13 protein-coding genes, 1 tRNA gene and 2 riboswitches are annotated in these 17,557 nt (G+C 41.2%); of the genes, 8 read left to right on the top strand and 6 right to left on the bottom strand.

All coding sequences use genetic code 11. The annotated features are described in order from the left end of the window. The first annotated feature begins 62 nt into the window (after positions 1-62). From B2248_RS03660 to B2248_RS03650, 3 genes are all read left to right on the top strand, one after another. Positions 63-1,007 (top strand): DUF523 and DUF1722 domain-containing protein, encoded by a 945-nt coding sequence (locus tag B2248_RS03660; protein WP_273178763.1) that lies wholly within the window; start codon positions 63-65, stop codon positions 1,005-1,007. 164 nt (positions 1,008-1,171) lie between these two features. Then, entirely contained in the window at positions 1,172-3,565 is a 2,394-nt protein-coding gene (locus tag B2248_RS03655; RefSeq protein ID WP_273178765.1) for a bifunctional diguanylate cyclase/phosphodiesterase, read from the top strand. A 222-nt stretch (positions 3,566-3,787) separates the two neighbouring features. Then, positions 3,788-4,678, top strand: a complete 891-nt coding sequence (locus B2248_RS03650) for a crotonase/enoyl-CoA hydratase family protein (RefSeq protein ID WP_007146876.1) — start codon at positions 3,788-3,790, stop codon at positions 4,676-4,678. Here the strand turns inward: B2248_RS03650 and B2248_RS03645 are convergent. The 3 genes from B2248_RS03645 to alkB all read right to left on the bottom strand — a co-directional run bounded on the left by B2248_RS03645 (position 4,668) and on the right by alkB (position 9,160). Next, on the bottom strand, positions 4,668-7,241 hold the full coding sequence (locus tag B2248_RS03645) for an ATP-binding protein (RefSeq protein WP_273178767.1): 2,574 nt from the start codon (positions 7,239-7,241) through the stop codon (positions 4,668-4,670). The genes B2248_RS03650 and B2248_RS03645 overlap by 11 nt on opposite strands. Continuing rightward, positions 7,225-8,358: an HD domain-containing phosphohydrolase gene (locus tag B2248_RS03640; RefSeq protein ID WP_007146874.1), complete on the bottom strand. Its 1,134-nt coding sequence runs from the start codon at positions 8,356-8,358 to the stop codon at positions 7,225-7,227. Before B2248_RS03640 ends, B2248_RS03645 begins: the two co-directional genes overlap by 17 nt. A 169-nt stretch (positions 8,359-8,527) precedes the next feature. Then, positions 8,528-9,160 (bottom strand): DNA oxidative demethylase AlkB, encoded by a 633-nt coding sequence (gene alkB / locus B2248_RS03635; protein WP_007146873.1) that lies wholly within the window; start codon positions 9,158-9,160, stop codon positions 8,528-8,530. Positions 9,161-9,494: 334 nt separating this feature from the next. Between alkB and B2248_RS03630 the strand changes: the two genes are divergently transcribed. Further along, complete coding sequence (locus tag B2248_RS03630) at positions 9,495-10,049, top strand: TMEM165/GDT1 family protein (protein ID WP_007146872.1); 555 nt, start codon at positions 9,495-9,497, stop codon at positions 10,047-10,049. Between the two features lie 76 nt (positions 10,050-10,125). Here the strand turns inward: B2248_RS03630 and B2248_RS03625 are convergent, their stop codons facing one another. Next, the gene (locus tag B2248_RS03625; protein ID WP_273178769.1) at positions 10,126-11,442 is read right to left on the bottom strand and encodes a methyl-accepting chemotaxis protein; all 1,317 of its coding nucleotides are present in this window, start codon (positions 11,440-11,442) and stop codon (positions 10,126-10,128) included. Between the two features lie 419 nt (positions 11,443-11,861). Continuing rightward, a riboswitch (cyclic di-GMP riboswitch) is annotated at positions 11,862-11,946 on the top strand. A gap of 17 nt (positions 11,947-11,963) precedes the next feature. On the opposite strand from B2248_RS03625, the gene B2248_RS03620 reads away from it, so the two are divergent. The 3 genes from B2248_RS03620 to B2248_RS03610 all read left to right on the top strand — a co-directional run bounded on the left by B2248_RS03620 (position 11,964) and on the right by B2248_RS03610 (position 13,858). Next, the gene (locus tag B2248_RS03620; RefSeq protein ID WP_273178771.1) at positions 11,964-12,644 is read left to right on the top strand and encodes a hypothetical protein; all 681 of its coding nucleotides are present in this window, start codon (positions 11,964-11,966) and stop codon (positions 12,642-12,644) included. Between the two features lie 353 nt (positions 12,645-12,997). Beyond that, a riboswitch (cyclic di-GMP riboswitch) is annotated at positions 12,998-13,080 on the top strand. A 14-nt stretch (positions 13,081-13,094) separates the two neighbouring features. Then, the gene (locus B2248_RS03615) at positions 13,095-13,625 is read left to right on the top strand and encodes a hypothetical protein (protein ID WP_273178773.1); all 531 of its coding nucleotides are present in this window, start codon (positions 13,095-13,097) and stop codon (positions 13,623-13,625) included. Positions 13,626-13,781: 156 nt separating this feature from the next. After that, a tRNA-Arg gene (locus tag B2248_RS03610) sits at positions 13,782-13,858 on the top strand. A gap of 317 nt (positions 13,859-14,175) precedes the next feature. On the opposite strand, the gene B2248_RS03605 is transcribed toward B2248_RS03610, so the two are convergent. Together B2248_RS03605 and B2248_RS03600 are read right to left on the bottom strand one after the other, a co-directional pair. Further along, positions 14,176-15,546, bottom strand: coding sequence for an acetamidase/formamidase family protein (locus B2248_RS03605; protein WP_273178775.1), 1,371 nt, complete (start codon positions 15,544-15,546; stop codon positions 14,176-14,178). 234 nt (positions 15,547-15,780) lie between these two features. Continuing rightward, a complete protein-coding gene (locus tag B2248_RS03600; protein ID WP_273178777.1) occupies positions 15,781-16,011 on the bottom strand; it encodes a sulfurtransferase TusA family protein in 231 nt (76 codons plus the stop codon). A 101-nt stretch (positions 16,012-16,112) separates the two neighbouring features. Here B2248_RS03600 and B2248_RS03595 point away from each other — a divergent pair, with 101 nt between their 5' ends. Further along, positions 16,113-17,555 (top strand): M48 family metalloprotease, encoded by a 1,443-nt coding sequence (locus B2248_RS03595; RefSeq protein WP_273178778.1) that lies wholly within the window; start codon positions 16,113-16,115, stop codon positions 17,553-17,555. The last annotated feature ends 2 nt before the right edge of the window (positions 17,556-17,557 follow it).

Genomic DNA, 17,557 nt, shown 5'->3' with positions numbered 1-17,557 from the left:
TCACATTTTTTAGTAATCCCAATGCTAATATAATTTACACAAGATGAGATGGACGTGAAGAGATGAAAATTAAAGTCGGCATCAGTAGTTGTTTGCTAGGTCATGAAGTACGTTATGACGGTACGCATAAACATTTGCGTCTGGCTACAGAGAGTTTATCGCGTTATTTTGATTTTGTACCTGAGTGTCCAGAGGTGGGAGTAGGCATGACTATTCCACGCAAACCAATACGTTTGGTGGGTAACCCTGAGAGCCCGGATGCGGTTGCCGTTCATGATGAGACGTTAAATTACAGTCATGCACTGACGGCTTTTGGAGAAAAAAAAGCAGCAGAACATCAAGACTTGTGTGGATATATCTTTATGAAAAATTCACCGAGCTGTGGTTTGTTCAGGGTAAAGGTTTATCAGGAAAATGGTTATCCTTCAGCTACTCCTGGACGAGGCTTGTATGCCAAAGCGTTTACCAATTTACATCCTTTATTACCGGTGGAAGAGTCGGGGCGATTATGTGAGCCTTTACTAAGAGAGAACTTTGTAACGCGTGTTTTTGCTTATGCGAACTGGCTTCAGCTCAAAAAGCAGGGCTTAACGGTAAAAGCCATTTTAGATTTCCATGTCCGTTATAAATATACCTTGATGGCACATTCTCCATCGAAGTATGCCGAGTTGGGGCGTATGTTAGCGGATGCGGGTAATCATGAACCAGATGCATTGGGTCAGCGTTATTTTGCAGAGTTAATGACGACACTGAAAACATTAGCATCAAGAAAAACCCACACAAATGTATTGATGCATTTACAGGGGTACTTGAAGAAAAAAATTTCGAGCTCTGAAAAACAAGAGCTGGCGACGATAATTGAACAATACAGAACTGCGCAAATTCCTTTGATAGTGCCTGTGACACTATTACGGCATCATTTTAACAATCATCCAGATCCATACATAAACAAACAGGCATACTTGCAGCCTTATCCAGATGATTTAAGCTTAAGGAATGCTATTTGACGTTATTAATGATGAATTATGATGAGGGTGAGTTCCGTTTAGTGATGGCGAATTTAGCAAAAACTTCTGCTACTTAGTTTATTCCGGTGACATGGGGTTAGTAATGAGATTCTAATCAATGATATTCTCATGTATTCATAACGTTACGGATAGATAAGCTAGATATGGATGCTCAAGTTATACTAAGAAAACAAGCTGATCGCTTATACGACGAAGTGTTGTTTTCTAATCTCACAGTAATGGGCGTCTCCATACTGGTTTTTATCGTGTTTTTTGATCATGTCCAGTCCCACTCAATACTATTATTTAGCTGGAGTCTTACTATTTGCCTATTGTCTTCAATACGGCTGATAGTTCTGTTTCTATATAAAAAACATAATGATATTTTTGGTTTTACGCCAAAAAAATGGATTATTCTCTATACCTTTCTGACGGGGTGTGTTGGGATCGTTTGGGGGTTGGCAAGTATTTTTTATGTCATTATCGACGATGTTCAAATCAATACCTTATTCTATATTCTAATCAGCACTGTGATAGCTGCTGCTGTGCCTGTACTAAGTGCTTATTTCGCTACTTTTCTGGCGTATACCCTTCCCCAATTAGTATTACTTACCAGTATGTCAATTTATCAGATCGAGACTACGTCAGCTGATAAATTGGTTTACATCCTAATGTTTGGTTTTATTGCTTTTTATGCCTTGATGTTTTCTATGGCGAAGCGGGCGAACCACAATCTGATCAGAAGCTTGAACCTGCAAGAGAAAAATCAGTATTTAGTAGATCAACTTAATGATGAAATGATAAAACGCGAAGAGCTTATTGAAGAGCGAACCAAAGCGTTACAACTGAGTAATGAAAAATTACAAGCCAGTCAGGCGCACATGCTCAAGTTATCTCGGGCCGTAGAGTCAAGTCCAAATTCTATTCTGATTATGGATGCAAAAGGTACGATTGAGTATGTAAACAAAAAATGCGAACAGGTATCAGGTTATTCTGCCACTGAGATGATTGGCCAGAGACTCGAGAGCTACAAATCGAACAAAATGGTCTCAGCATTTTTTGACGAAATCTGGCATCAGGTTGCTTCTGATGGGCACTGGTCAGGAGAAATCGAAAACCGCCGGAAAGATGGCAGTCTCTACTGGGTTAAGCTTTATCTCGCAGCAGTTTATGATGACAAACAACAGATTAGTCATTATGTCGCTATTTATGAGGATATCACCGAGTCAAGAAAACTAGCGAAGAAATTGTCATTTCAAGCAACACATGATGATTTGACTGGTTTGATTAATCGTACTGAATTTGAGCGACGGTTGTCGATGCTGGTGAATGATGCTCAGCGAATAGGAACTGAACATGCCTTATGTTTCCTTGATTTGGACCAATTTAAAGTCATTAACGATACCTGTGGTCATATTGCAGGAGATGAACTGCTTCGGCAGTTAGGATCGTTACTCGGTAATTCCACACGAAAAAGCGACACGTTAGCAAGACTTGGCGGTGATGAGTTTGCGATTCTTGTGGAAGATTGTGAGCTGGAAAAAGCCGAGTTTATTGCAAATGAAATTAAAGAATTGATATCGCAATTCCAGTTTATCTGGGAGTCTCAAGTTTTTACTGTCGGTGTCAGTATTGGTGTCACGATGGTGACCTCCCACACTCGAGATAGAACTGAGGCGCTTAAACAGGCCGACAGTGCATGCTATGCGGCCAAAAATTCTGGCAGAAACCGCGTTTACATTTATCAGGAACAAGATCAGCAGTTAACCACTCAGAAGGGAGAGTTTAAATGGGTCAATGAGATAAAGGATGCATTGACCGAGAATAGATTCGAGTTGTATGCACAACCTATTGTTAGCACTGCAACAGGCTCACTGGACATGTATGAAGTACTCGTCCGACTGAGAAACAGAGCGGGTCGATTATTCCCTCCGGGCGCATTTCTATCCTCGGCAGAGCGTTACAATTTGTCTGAACGAATTGATAAATGGGTTGTAAGCCATGTATTTGAATGGTTGGAGGAACATTACACTTCCGTACCCCATTTAAAATACTTAGCTATTAACCTTTCAGGTACGAGCCTAGGTAATGAGGATATGTTGGACTTTATCAAGACAAAATTATCCTCAGCGTCTTTTCGTCGGGAAATGATTAAGTTTGAAATTACTGAAACCGCCGCTATTGGTAATTTGAAACAAGCTCACTACTTCATTAAAAGCTTATTGGAGTTAGGCTGCAAATTCTCTTTGGATGACTTTGGTAGTGGCTTGTCATCGTTTGCCTATCTGAAAAATTTACCCGTACAAAGTATTAAAATTGATGGAATGTTTGTGAAAGATATGCACATCGACCCACTTGATTATGAAATGGTTAAATCGATTAATGATATCGGTCATGTTATGGGATTGGTAACTATTGCTGAATTTGTTGAGGATGAAAAAATCTGGCAAAAGTTAAAAGCCATTGGCGTTGATTATGGTCAGGGATATCATTTAGGAAAACCTGAACCTATTGATGGCATTCTTCATCATACTCAAACCATTGAGCCTGTAGCATAATTTGATAAGACTCTAGCAAGAAAGTTGCGCGTGATATTTCTAGTCAGATAATTGACAGTTACATAATCGATTGTTATCGCTTTATTTTTAATTTAAGTTATTGATAATTATATAAAAATATATTTTATTGCTATCTTGTTGTTTGGGCATGGTTCCTGCAAAAGCTTAACTATCCAGCATGTTTTACTTTTTTGGTAATTAAGTCTGTATAGGAGATGATGTATGAATGCCCTGGCAAAAATGGATGACGCCGCTCAATTACAACAGGAGCAAAATCAGTTTTCACAACTATCTACACATTATGATAAAAAATATCGTACAGGCTGGTTTCGTATGCATGGAGAGCCCAGACCTTGTTTTACACCGACCTTACTGAGTGAAATTGCTAGCTATTTTTCGAGTGTTAAACAAGACATGCGATTATCTCAGGGGCAAAAATACGATTACCTGGTGCTAGCCTCAGATGTTGATGGCATCTTTAATTTGGGAGGTGATCTGGGGCTGTTTGCAAATCTTATTGAGCAGCAAGATGCCGATGGTTTGCTGGCGTATGCAGTGAGCTGCATTGACGTTTTATATGCCAATATGTCCCATCTCGATAGCGACCTGACCACTATCGCTTTAGTCAAAGGTGATGCACTGGGAGGGGGCTTCGAGTCGGCGCTATCAAGTAATGTATTGATTGCTGAAAAGGGCGCCAAACTCGGGCTTCCCGAGGTCTTATTTAATTTATTCCCTGGTATGGGGGCATTCTCACTTTTATCAAGAAAAATTGGCGCATCAAAAGCAGAAAAAATGATTCTGGCAGGTAAGTTATATTCTGCTGAAGAGCTTTACGAGATGGGCGTTGTCGATATTCTCGCTGAGCCTGGACAAGGCGAATGGGAAGTTTATCGTTATATTGAAAAATCGAACAAAAATGCGAATAGCCATCGGGCTATGAGACAGGTTAAAGATGCCTGTAGTGCGGTTAGTTATGACGAATTATTGACGATCACTAAAATTTGGGCTGAGTCAGCATTGAAATTGCAACCTCGTGATTTGCGTATGATGCAACGTCTAGTCCATCGTCAATCCAGTAAAACAGATGTCTTAGCATCAGCTAATGTTTAGTTTCATAACTATGGTCGGTAATGGTTTTTTTGAGGGCAACTAATGAGTCATTAAATACCTGACTGATATCTCGGGCGATTTGTTTGATCTCGTGACTGTTGATTTGATCGGGTTTTATCTGTTCAGCCTGACGTGTTAACCCGGCAAGTTTGATGGCGCCAATTTCAGTGGAAGAGCCCTTAAGGGCATGTAAACTTTCACGATATTGATAATAGTCATCGAAGACGGCACTGTTGATAATATCAATGTGCTTGCGGCCATCGTACTCAAAGCCACTGACGAGGCTATTGATAAATTGTTCACCTCCGCCAAGTTGTTCTAATTCGGAGATGAGGCGGTAATCGAGTAATTGTTCATTGTCTGGTGTTGAAATACTCTCACTGAACGGAGGCGATGACTGCTTTTGTTTTGATTGTTTTGTGAAACTTGCTATCTCTGACAATAGTGCTTTTGAATTGATAGGTTTTGTCAGAAAAATATCAGCACCGGCGTCAATGCTGTTTTGTCTAGCTTCAGGTGTGGCATCAGCGGTAAGGATTATGGACGGTATTTTTCTTGATGTGTCCATGAATTGAGTTGCTTTGATGATATCAATTCCAGAATAACCGGGCATATTCATATCCAGTAGCATTAAATCAATCTCGTCGTAATGCTCGCTGATAAGACTCATCGCTTCTTCACCGGTATTGGCTAAGATAAGCTTGTGTCCTATTTGACTCAAGATGCCTGATAATACCCGCTGATTAACAACATTATCTTCTGCGATAAGAATAGTTAATTGAGTCTGGGAGTTAGCTTCGGATTGATAGTATTCATTGAGCTTAACCACCTTATCAGCGTTATAGAATGTAGACTCAGCTGAATGCAGCGCATTAAATAAAGCTCTTTTATCCAACACATCTTTTACTGAAGAACGATAAAACTGGTTAAGCTCTTCGTCCTGAAGCACATCTTCATTATGATTGACTAACACTAACGACAAATGTTGAAGACTGTCTTCTTGAGTTAAAAGTTGTGCATATTGAACGGGGCTGATTCCAGCCATACAATCACTATCGATGACTAAAGTAGAAAAAGGTTGTTCATTTTCTGCTGCGGTCATTAAGGCTGACATTGCCTGAGCTGAAGACTGTACACATTGATATTCCAAATTCCATGTGTCAAAGCTTTGGCATAAAGATGAAGTGATTTTTTCTGTAGCGAGAACGAGTACTTTATGTTCGTTTAATTCCAATTCATATTCAGAGTGGGTGTCAAAAGGCAGTTCAAACCAGAACGTTGTTCCTCTGCCGAGTTCACTTTTTACACCTATCTCTCCTCCCATGAGTTCTACGAGCTGTTTAGAGATCGTGGTTCCGAGCCCTGTACCCTGGTATTTCGACGTGTTTGACATATTGGCTTGCGTGAAGTTATCAAATATCTTATCCAGATATTCTTCAGCTATGCCGATGCCAGTATCACGTACTTCGAACCGTATCGTTATTTTTTGACTTATTGTATCAGTCGCTAATTTTTCTAACAGTAATTTTACCGAACCAGAGTCCGTAAATTTAATGGCATTTCCCAATAGATTAATTAGAACTTGACGTAAATGTTGTGGATCGCCTATCAGTCGATAATCAATATTTGAGTCGATATGATAACTGACGCGGAGGTCCTTAGACTCACCCATTACGGCCTGTAATTCGATAATGTTATTAATCAAAGAATGTAAATCAAAACTCTCTTTAGCAATATGTATCTTGCCAGCTTCGATTTTTGAAATATCCAGCACATTTTCAATTAAACCCGATAAGGTCTGCGCTGAATTACGCATGATATTAACGAATTCGTACTGTTGTGGGCTTAGCTTGGTTTCACCTAGCAAGTCTGCAATGCCAATTACACCGTTTAGAGGTGTCCTTAATTCATGGGACATATTCGCTAGAAAACGGCTTTTAGCTTCATTGGCAAGTTTTGCCGTTTTTATAGCGACATGCAGCTTATTGATTAAAAATGCGGAGTAGACAGGGATGACCAGCAATAATAACAGTAAGCTAAACCCAATGGGTTTGTGCTGGAGATCCTGCCAATAAGGACCGTAAACCACCGCGATACTAAAGCCAATCAATCCCACGCAGAGTGAAAGATAAAGGTATCGAGTGCCATAGCGGAAGCCATTACCCAAAATTACCCAGAGATAGAGAATAAACAGAAACACACTCTCATCGCCTGAATAAAACATCAGAATCGACAAAGAGCCCAGATCTAAGAGGATACCGGCAAAGCGTCTGAAAGGAGAGGGATGAGGATGGCGCAATATCGCTATGGCAATGGCCATAGCGCCAGCATAATAAATTAAAGTGACTAAGGTGGGATGAGAAAGCAACGTATCTTGTAGCTGCTCACCATCATTCCATGGCAAGGCGAAATAGAAAAGAATACCAAGACCAATAGTTAAGCGTACTTTGATGGCTTGCTCAGGCTCACTGTCACCGGTGTTATTTAGGATGGAACGAAAGTGTTCTAAGCGAGCTAAAAAACGGTGTTTACGATTGGGCTTGGCGTTATCTGAATCGTTCATTAGGTTCATCCGCATACTCAGCCTGAATTGCTTTTATCTTATCGAGACTTTCGATAAACGCATCAACACATTCAGGATCAAAATGGCTGCCAGATTGTTTTCTTATATAGTCAATGGCGTCTTGAAATGGCCATGCCACTTTGTATGGTCTTTCAGAGACAAGGGCATCAAATACATCGGCTACAGCAACAACACGTGCGATGAGTGGAATTTCATCACCCTTTAAGCCATTCGGATAACCTTTTCCATCGAAACGTTCGTGATGATTCAAGGCGATGATAGCGCCCGTTTGCATGTAGCGAGACTGGCTGTCCGATAAAATGGCATGTCCAATAGTCGTATGGGTTTGCATGATTCCCCACTCATGTTCACTTAGCGGGCCTGCTTTAAGCAATATACCGTCAGGAATACCAATTTTCCCAATATCATGCATGGGAGCGGTATATTCTAATTCCTCACACTCTCTCTGACTGAAAGTATTAAGCGACTCAGCAATCACGCGTGCATACTTCGCCATACGAATAACATGATTTCCTGTGCCTTCATCTCGATATTCGCCAGCACGAGCTAATCGTAATAAGGTTTCTTTTTCGCGATCGACCACTTTCTTTGTGGCAATCTCAACTTGCCTTGCCAGCCAGTCTGCACGGTCTTGAATAATCAGGTGCTGTTCCTGCATTTGAAGTAGATTTCGGCAAGTGGTTCGGCATTCAATCTGATCTATTGGTCGGGTTAGGAATGCGGTAGTACCTGCTTCAAGAGCATCGTAGCGAACAGATTTTTCACTAACAACAGTGATCATCACAATAGGTACGGTCTGACAATGAGGCATGACGCGAATTTTTTGAATAAATTCCACACCATTCATATTCGGCATACGATAGTCGGTGACGATGAGATCCGGCTCATTATCGTTAAGCCATATTAGACCTTCTCCCGGACTACTTAACGACGTAACAACAATATTGTCAGCAATTTGTTGAATAATGCGTTCTAGAATTGTGCGCCCTGTAGATTGGTCATCAATGATCAATACGTGTTTTGATTTTTTCAGAATGCTTTGCCTCCTGGCTTTTGCATAGGGACTCTGAGTGATTAGTTTGTCTTCGCGAATCAAGATGGTTTACCTGATTATGTGGCACTTCTGACCGCGCATCCTGCAATAAAGCCACTAAAGACAGCTTACGAAACCTGTAGGCTGCTAGTTAAAAGTATCAAAATGCCTCAATTAAACTTGGCTTTCAGACTCTAAATCTAATCATTATGCGTATAACGTTTTTTTTAGTCTAGTCGATAGTCGTCCCTGTATTGCGAAATGTCAGGTTATATCTAAATTGACCGGTTAGAGGGTGATGAGCGAGTTTGATCGGTTTTATACCATGAAAGCGTAAACGGTCAACGCCTCCCCAGATGACGATATCACCATGCTCAAGTAAATGGTAATTAGGTGTTTCATTGCGTTTATTACTACCAAATTGAAATATGGCCGGTACGCCGAGAGAGACGGAAACAATAGGCTGAGTGAAGTCTTTTTCGTCCTTATCCTGGTGCAAGCCCATACCGACACCGGGAGTGTACTGATTGATAAGACAAGCATTAGGCTGGAAATGTTGAAACTCTACCAATGAGGCATTTTCTTCTGCCAGCGATTCAAATAACTCAGGCATGGATGGCCACGGCATATTTGTCAGTGGGTCGATAGCTGTATAACGGTATCCCTTGTTATCACTTACCCAGCCTAAGTCACCACAATTGGTCATTTTTGCTCCTACATAATATCCGCGCTTAGTCGACATTTGTCGAAAAGGGGAGAGTGCGCTTATCTGATTTATTTCAGTGAGCAAGTTTTCTGCAATCTGTTTTGCTACTCCTTTAAGAAGGTAGCTTTGCTCTGCAAGTTTGATAACCATGTCAGACATTGTATTTCAGTATACGTTTATAGCAGATTAATTAAGTTGATGAGTGTTGTTACCTGCGATTGGATAATGCGCTCATTGGATAAAAGCCGCCAATAAAAAATGCAGATTAACCATAGGCAATTAGTTAGATAACAGCTAGAATATTGTCATCGTCTTGGGGGAGTAGTCTACTCACCTACCGGTGTTTGAAGCTGTCAACATAATTGGACCCTCAAGGTCCATGGCAGTTTCGTACCAGCTTGCTGGTATTGACAAGACCTGAGACAAATAATGATTCCTCTTGGCGGGAGATCGTTGTTTGTCTTGGTATTGTTATCCCGCCGGAGTTTATTTAATGGATGCTTTCTTTACTTCTGTTCTCACGGTTTCGCTAGCGGAAATTGGTGATAAAACCCAGCTTTTATCTTTAATGCTAGCTGCACGTTTTAGCCATAAATCAGCCATCGTGGCTGGAATCCTTGTTGCTACACTCCTCAATCATGCTGCATCTGCCTGGCTGGGCACCTGGCTTGGACAATTTATTCTTGGTCCAACAGGTCAGTGGATACTGGGCTTGAGTTTTATTGCGATGGCCGCTTGGTTATTGATACCAGACAAGGAAGATGATGATGCGATTAAATATGCTAGATACGGGGCGTTTGTCGTTACCACCGTGTTATTTTTCATTGCTGAGATTGGTGATAAAACGCAAGTCGCTACGATTGCGCTTGCTGCAACCTACCAAAATATTTTTATGGTGACACTGGGCACGACAATTGGCATGTTATTAGCCAATGTTCCAGTAGTATACGCAGGAGAAGCCATGTTGAAAGTGATCCCTTTGAATGTGGCTAGATGGGCTGCTTCCCTAGTATTTGTTATTGTTGGTTTAACCATTATTCCATGGTAAACCCTGTGACAAGGGCACAATAAATATTATCGAGCCACACACCTGTGTGCGGCTCGATGGTTTATCACTAATAGTGTTAGTGAAGATTCGATAAATTTTCTACCACTTCCACGACTTTTTTTGCACCGCTTCTGATTTGGCTGATGGTATTCCCTGCGGTATTAGCAAACTCAACGCCTGATTCGACACCCGACATGCTTCCGGACATACTTTTTATGACGGAATCACTTTTAGACTGGATTTTATTAATCATGCTCGCTATTTCGGCCGTTGATTGTGAGGTCCGTGTCGCCAGTGAGCGAACTTCATCAGCCACAACAGCAAAACCACGCCCACTATCACCCGCTCTTGCAGCTTCTATTGCGGCATTTAAGGCGAGTAAGTTTGTTTGTTCAGTGATATCGCTGATCGTTTTAACGATAAATGATATTTGTGCGGTTTCTACACCTAGCTGTTCCAACTCGGTTGATGAATGACTGAATTGTTGTTTCAATTCTTCAAGTTTATCAATGGTTTTAAAAATAATATCTTCACCTGTCGAGGATAACTTTTCTGTCTCCAGTGATATTGTATAGGCTGTGTTAGCGGCCGCTTTTTCTTCCTCGGAACGGCGAACTTTTTCAGTAATGTCAGTGGCAAATTTAATGACTCGATAGGGCTTGCCATTACTATCGAATATAGGGTTATAGGTGGCTTCCAACCAAACAGCAGATTGATATTTATTTATCCGTTTAAAATTGTCTGCAATAAAACGTCCCTCATTCAATTGTTCCCAGAACTTGGCATATTCAGGACTTTTTACATAGTCTGAGTCACAAAAAATTCTATGGTGCTGTCCTTTCACTTCATCAAGCTTATATCCCATAAGGCTCAGAAAATTTTGATTGGCATTGGTGACACGACCTCCCATATCAAACTCTATGATAGCCATTGAACGATCGATTGCAGATAGCAAACTATCATTACTACGAGAATGTTCTACACGTTCGGTCACATCGTTAGCAATCTTAAAAATTTTAACGACACGGCCTTCACCATTTTTTATTGGGAAATAATTGGCTTCCAGCCATATATCATGGCCGTTTTTATGCTTGCGTAATACTTCCCCTGAAAAATACTCACCGTTCTTTAGATGCTTCCAAAAATCTTTATATCGGGAAGATTCAACTTCGGATTTATCGCATAACAGTTGATGATGCTGTCCTATCAGTTCAGAAGAGGAATAACCTGTTACCCGAGAAAAATTGTCGTTTACTGCGGTGATGATACCTTCAGGTGTGAACTCAATAATGGCCAGTGATGACTGCATGGCGCTGAAAATCTCCTGCAAGGGAGTGAGTTCGTTTTTTAATAACGCATTCTCGGTGATTAACTGCTTTGTTTTACCAAACATGTCTTTTTTTCGCCTCTTTGCAAATAGTGTGCAATTTAATTGTATGCATCTTATATCGGCAGTGAAAAGTAAAAGTTAACTGCTTTTATACGAAAGCATGATGTCTATCACGTTACTGGTAAGTTAATGATCTTAATGGGGGGCACTGACTTTTGCATTTCAAACACGGTGGGTGGATATGGGTAAATTGTGTTCTGCCGAGTGAGGATTAAGTTATTTTTCACTTATGCTGAAAACGTATCGAATTTTCCTCTATAAACATTGTGTTGAGGAAGAATGGAATGTCTTTTTTTTAATAAATTAGTACCAAAGTACAATGTAATTTTTAATTAATTAAGGCAAGTTAATAGTGCGCAACTGATTGTTGGTGGTTACCTGTTGCGAAATTAAATAGTTATATTATTATTTCATCGTGTTCAACACATTAACGCCAAACCTGATGTGAGTCAGGGACGGAAAGCCTACAGCTGTATATTGAAGTCTTGACAGGGCTGGGTTGCAAAATTATTGGGATATGGGACATGTATAAAAAATTTTTTGCAACAACCCTTGCTCTGTCAGCATCGATGTTAACGATATCGGCTCATGCTGCAAATATTGGCTGGACAGACTGGACAAAAACAAGTCAAAAAACTGCATCTGGAACCATGGCGTTTGGTAGTGACAATGTCAGTGTTGGTTTTAGCTCAAGTTCTGATGCTTATTTCATAGAATCGGGAGCGACAGATAATTGGTGGGGTAATGCCTACACCAAGGGGACGGTTAGCAATCTTCCATCATCACGTGAAATTATCGGTTTGAGTACCGGTGGTACAGTAGAAATAAAATTTTCAGAAACAGTGCTGAATCCTTACATTGCCCTTGTCAGCTGGAACGCAAATAATGTTGATTTTGGTGATACAAAAATTAAATTTGATAGTACTGGTTTAGGGAAGTACGGTTCGGGATCACCCACCCTGTATTCTGACGGTACTGGATTTACTACCTCTAATTTTGCCGAGCTACATGGAGTGATTATTCTTGAAGGGTTATTTGACTCGTTCAGTTTTACTCATACAAGTGAAGGCTGGCATGGCTTTACCGTAGGTGCCGCAGGCATCGCGCCTGTGTCGGAAGTGCCTATTCCAGCGGCTGCATTTATGTTTGCTCCGGCTTTGCTTGGTTTTATGGGACTTCGCCGTAAAGCCAAACAAGCTGCATAATCAATCAATAGATACTGGCGTTTCATAAAAAAAAGCCGTTACAAAATGTAACGGCTTTTTTTGTCACTGATTGTCTCACCATGACAAGCTGGTTATCGAACATATATTGCCTAACTCCATATAGTCTTCTTAATCTGAACTTAATTAGAGATATGTTGACGTGAGTTAATATTCTCTTTGAACATTTTTTTGACTCAATTTTTACTATGAATTTAAAGTCAATTTTTTAAAAAAATCATACTTAAGGATGATTTTTTTTCTAATTCAATTTAAGTAACCTGTTAACAACAGAATATAAGTGTTCATCTGTTACTCGCCATAGCAAGTTAACTTTAATTTATTAATTTTGTTCAACATATTATCGCCAAACCTGATGTGAGTCAGGGACGGAAAACCTACAGCTGTGCATTAGTGGCATCAGGGCTGGGCTGCATTAGATGGAAATTTCTTATGAAAAAAAAATTGTGGATGCTATTAAGCCTCGTTTTATTGACACTATCCCACAACTCTTGGGCTGCAACTGTTGTTAAAGCTAATTTTATTGCCGGATGGGCCCCCACGGGGAGTCCTGAAGTTATTAAGTTTAAAGGGAGTTTTGTTGGCGAAGATCTGAATGAGGACGGGAAGTTATCTTTTGGTGAATTTTCTGTTTTTAATGCGGAGACTCCGAATGATGACGGTACCATTACTTTCTATACTTTATCAGACCTGTTTGATACGGGGGATATTAATATTGGTACGCAAAAATGGTTGGCTAATGGTATAAGTTGGGTTGGAAGTGAGCAGTTAGCTTATATAACTTGGGACCCTTCGGATGACGTGCGACAATCAGTAAATCTCAACATTTCAAGCTTTCCGGGTGTAGTTCACTTTACTTCTTTCGAGGTTTCAGCTGTTCCACTTCCTCCAGCAGCCTTGCTATTTGCTCCTGCGCTACTTGGTTTTATGGGCTTACGTCGCAAAGTAAAACTTGCTGTCTAGTTAATTTCAGTATTTCAAACGTTTAAAGCCGTCATAGAGTGACGGCTTTTTTGTTTGTATCGTTACCGTTTAACCGCCGATCCTATGACGATTAATCAACAAACAATATTCAGTCTTCGAGCTTAATGCTTATCGCTGTTATAATGCCTGACCAATGTCCCCGTAGCTCAGCAGGATAGAGCGTCCCCCTCCTAAGGGGAAGGTCGCAGGTTCGACTCCTGCCGGGGACGCCATTTAATCTTCCTTTTTTCAATAAGTTACATTACTCTGGTGTCAACGCTAGATCCTCAAAATGCCCATTTGGGACAATTTTGGGACACTAACAAAATGATACTGATGTGATAATGGATGATTCAGCATTATGGTTTCAGACTCATTTTTACCAGATAAAACTGTCTGACTATTGTCAGGCATCACTAGTAAATCGAAATAGAAGAACAAAATACCTCATCACAATTTTATTCCTGGTCATCGAGCAGGAGTGTTTCATTAAAAAGGCTATCTGTGGATAGCCTTTTTGGTGTTCTGATGATAAAAATATTAAATCCAATCAGTTTATTGAATCGCCAGCAAAGACGCGTTTTTCAATGACACCATGAACGCCCCAATTACCATCTACCACTTGAGTTATGCCGAAGTCAGCGGATACCGACATCAGAGAAATAGCTTCGTCTTCACTGAGCCCTTTGGCTGTCATGAGAAAGTGGCGCATTTTTCTAAAAGCATCGCGCATGGCATTGTCGATAGAGGATTTTGCGTAAATCTCGCTCTGTGCTTTTTCCCCAAGTGCTTCAAGGTAATTAGGATAACTAAAGCCGTGAACAACCCATTCGGTGTCTGTTTCCAGTAGAGGGTAATCCAGGCCTTGCAAAACCGTATCTTGCAACTCATTTTGTTTGTGAAGAATAACTTGAACGACGCCTGTCATTGAGGTTTCGATAGCGGTTCCAGCAAGTTCTGAGTCACCTTGTGCTGCATGCGGATCGCCGGCACTGAGTAAAGCGCCTTTAACTGCAACAGGGTAGTACATGGTGCCGCCTTTACCAATACGCCAGTCATCAATGTTGCCGCCAAAATAGCCTGGTGGAATAGAGTCGACATAATCTGTTTCGACCGGAGCTACCCCCATTGTTCCAAAATGTAATCTGACAGGAACGCGAATATTCTCGAGGACTTTTGTGTTTTTAGTGATTTTGCTGTGATCAACGGGGACGCCTGGATAGTCAATTTTTTCATGGACGACACCTTTAGGGTCGGTTTGAGGAACCCATTGATAGTTGTAGACCGCTTTTGCCCAGTCTTTCTCTCCAGTCGCGTCAAGCTCAAAAATAGTAATGACTTCACGCGGTTTAGGATCTTCGATCATATCGTTGTAGTGATATCCCCACCATGCTGCAGCATTGACCCCATATGTTTTACCAGCATACTTGGGGTTTCCAGAGGGACGCGGGTACATATCCAGAATGCGTACTTCAAGAACGTCACCTGGCTCTGCACCACAGACATAGACTGGACCAGTTAAAACATGAACTCCGAAACCTTCACCGGCACCACGACCATAGATTGACGCATCCATGGGGCCAGCACCGCGTCGATCCACACCTTTATCATTTTTTTCCCATTTAAAAACGCTCTCAGCACCGGGATCGCCTTTTACCATTCTTTCTGCGTCGTCATTAGCATGATGTGTCAATGTTTCCAGAGTCACAAAATCACCAGATTGAACAACTGCCTGTGGTGCTTTATTTTTACTGAAGTAGCCCCAGTGGACCGTTTTATTATTAGCCGGAATGTAATGATGTTTCGCTTCTGTTGATTCTGAATCACAGCTTATTTCCGCAAATACCGGGCTGCTTAATATCGTGAAAAAGATAGAACTGGCAATGAATCCTGTGTGTTTGAGTGGACTGATGTTGTTCATTAATAACTGCTCCATATTATTTAAAATGAAAAAACATTTTAAAAACAAGCAGATAAGGTGCCATCTTTTAATCTGGCATTAAAACAGATATTAGTTACTGTTTTTTATAGAGTAAATTCTGTTTAGCGCTTATTCAGCAGTATTTGGCGATATGCTGTTTCGGATCATAACTGAGCAAGTGATCAATATTGGCGCGTAGTGTGATGAATCGCCACCATTCAGTACGATGTCAAATTAGGCTTTCTCAACAACAAAATGATATTTATCGTCGACTTCAGACATTTCTATTAATGCATTGCCTGTCATTTTACAAAAAGTAGGAATATCTTTATTTGCACCTTTGTCGGTGGCAATCAATAAAAGCCGTTGTCCAGGTGACATATCGGCGAGTGCTTTCCGGGCTTTTAACACAGGAAGAGGGCAATTGAGGCCGGAGGTATCAATTTCTTTTTGAAATTCTGACATACTACTTATCCCATTTTTTCTTAGAATGATGCAATGATAAACGGATTTATATTCAGTGTCTCACTGGAACCGTGTACCTTACTGGCGGGTCTATTTGGCTTATGAGAACAATATTTCAAATCGTAAGTTTAGTTTTTTTCAGTCATCTTAGTAGTGGCTGGGCGCTGGATATTGCCTTACCTGAAATGGGGGATAGCGCAGGTGAATTGATTTCTCCTCGAGAAGAGCAGGAGATTGGTCAAGCATTTTTCTGGCGCTTACAACAAAGTACTGACTTGGTAGAAGATCCTGAGGTGAATAGTTATATCCAGTCCTTGGGTTACCGATTGGCTTCTAATAGTAACGAACCTAATTTGAACTACACTTTTTTTGTTGTTCCTGACGCTACTGTAAATGCGTTTGCTACGCCAGGTGGGTATGTAGGGGTCAATTCAGGCTTGATTCTGACCGCAGCAAATGAAGATGAGCTGGCTTCGGTAATGTCGCATGAGATTGCGCATATCACGCAACGCCATATACTGAGAAGCTTTGAAAATTCAAAACGGATGACGATTCCCCGAACAGCTGCCATGATTGCTGCAGCGCTGTTGGGTGCCGCTGATCCTAAAGCCGGTTCGGCGGCGATCATGGCAGTGCAGGCAGGGAGTATTCAGAGTCAGATTGACTATACCAGGGCGAATGAGGCAGAAGCTGACAATATAGGGATGCAGACATTAGTTAAATCAGGGTTTAATCCTGATGCGATGCCCAGTTTTTTTGAAAAGCTCCAGCAAGCGAGTCGCTTTTATGGTGGCGATGCGATTCCAGAGTTTTTACGAACTCACCCAGTCACCACATCACGTATAGCCGATGCTAGAGGTCGTGCATCTCAATATAAGGTAAAACCAAGGCTTTCAGATCATGAGCAGTTTTACTTAGTCAGAGAAAAGCTTCGTGTGATGATGGCGCAGGATAGTCAGGATTTGATTAAGTATTATCAACAGCAATTAACGGAAGATAAACCAGAAAATAAAGATCCGCTGAATTATGGTTATGTGCTGGCATTAATGAAGAGTGCACAATACACCTTAGCGCGTCAGCGTTTGATGCCATTGATTGAGAAAGAGCCTGATCGTTTGGCCTATCAATTGGCGCTGGCAGATATTGAATTATCAGTAGGTCGTGTCGATGCAGCCCTGGCGATTTATGAAGACAATCAGCGTCTATATCCCGACGATCGTGCATTGACGCTGAATGAGGTGCATGCCTTGTTAACAACAGGCAGACCCGATAAAGCGGCTAAGCTATTACAGACCCAGATTGAGCTCGGTGAGACAGGACGACAGATATATAAGCTAATGGCCCAGGCGAAAGGTGATATGGGGCAAAAAAGCGAGTCGCATGCATGGCTTGCTGAGTATTACTATCAGTCAGGCTTACTGAAGGCCGCTGCAGATCAATTGCACCTGGCTGCAGAGGCGGCTGGCCATGATGAATATCAACTTTCCAAAATTGCTTCACGATTGCGGGAAGTTGAGAATGCGATGAGTGAGATGGAAAATTAAAT

Source organism: Methylophaga sp. UBA2012, assembly GCF_002335235.1.
In the GTDB taxonomy this organism is placed as follows: domain Bacteria; phylum Pseudomonadota; class Gammaproteobacteria; order Nitrosococcales; family Methylophagaceae; genus Methylophaga; species Methylophaga thalassica.
This window is presented reverse-complemented; position numbering and strand designations above follow the sequence as displayed.

What these genes read in the sequence shown, in the direction of transcription:
- B2248_RS03660 (WP_273178763.1), top strand. Translation starts at nt 63, where the DNA reads ATGAAAATTAAAGTCGGCATCAGTAGTTGTTTGCTAGGTCATGAAGTA.
- B2248_RS03655 (WP_273178765.1), top strand. Translation starts at nt 1,172, where the DNA reads ATGGATGCTCAAGTTATACTAAGAAAACAAGCTGATCGCTTATACGAC.
- B2248_RS03650 (WP_007146876.1), top strand. Translation starts at nt 3,788, where the DNA reads ATGAATGCCCTGGCAAAAATGGATGACGCCGCTCAATTACAACAGGAG.
- B2248_RS03645 (WP_273178767.1), bottom strand. Translation starts at nt 7,241, where the DNA reads ATGAACGATTCAGATAACGCCAAGCCCAATCGTAAACACCGTTTTTTA.
- alkB (WP_007146873.1), bottom strand. Translation starts at nt 9,160, where the DNA reads ATGTCTGACATGGTTATCAAACTTGCAGAGCAAAGCTACCTTCTTAAA.
- B2248_RS03630 (WP_007146872.1), top strand. Translation starts at nt 9,495, where the DNA reads ATGGATGCTTTCTTTACTTCTGTTCTCACGGTTTCGCTAGCGGAAATT.
- B2248_RS03625 (WP_273178769.1), bottom strand. Translation starts at nt 11,442, where the DNA reads ATGTTTGGTAAAACAAAGCAGTTAATCACCGAGAATGCGTTATTAAAA.
- B2248_RS03620 (WP_273178771.1), top strand. Translation starts at nt 11,964, where the DNA reads ATGTATAAAAAATTTTTTGCAACAACCCTTGCTCTGTCAGCATCGATG.
- B2248_RS03615 (WP_273178773.1), top strand. Translation starts at nt 13,095, where the DNA reads ATGAAAAAAAAATTGTGGATGCTATTAAGCCTCGTTTTATTGACACTA.
- B2248_RS03605 (WP_273178775.1), bottom strand. Translation starts at nt 15,546, where the DNA reads ATGAACAACATCAGTCCACTCAAACACACAGGATTCATTGCCAGTTCT.
- B2248_RS03600 (WP_273178777.1), bottom strand. Translation starts at nt 16,011, where the DNA reads ATGTCAGAATTTCAAAAAGAAATTGATACCTCCGGCCTCAATTGCCCT.
- B2248_RS03595 (WP_273178778.1), top strand. Translation starts at nt 16,113, where the DNA reads ATGAGAACAATATTTCAAATCGTAAGTTTAGTTTTTTTCAGTCATCTT.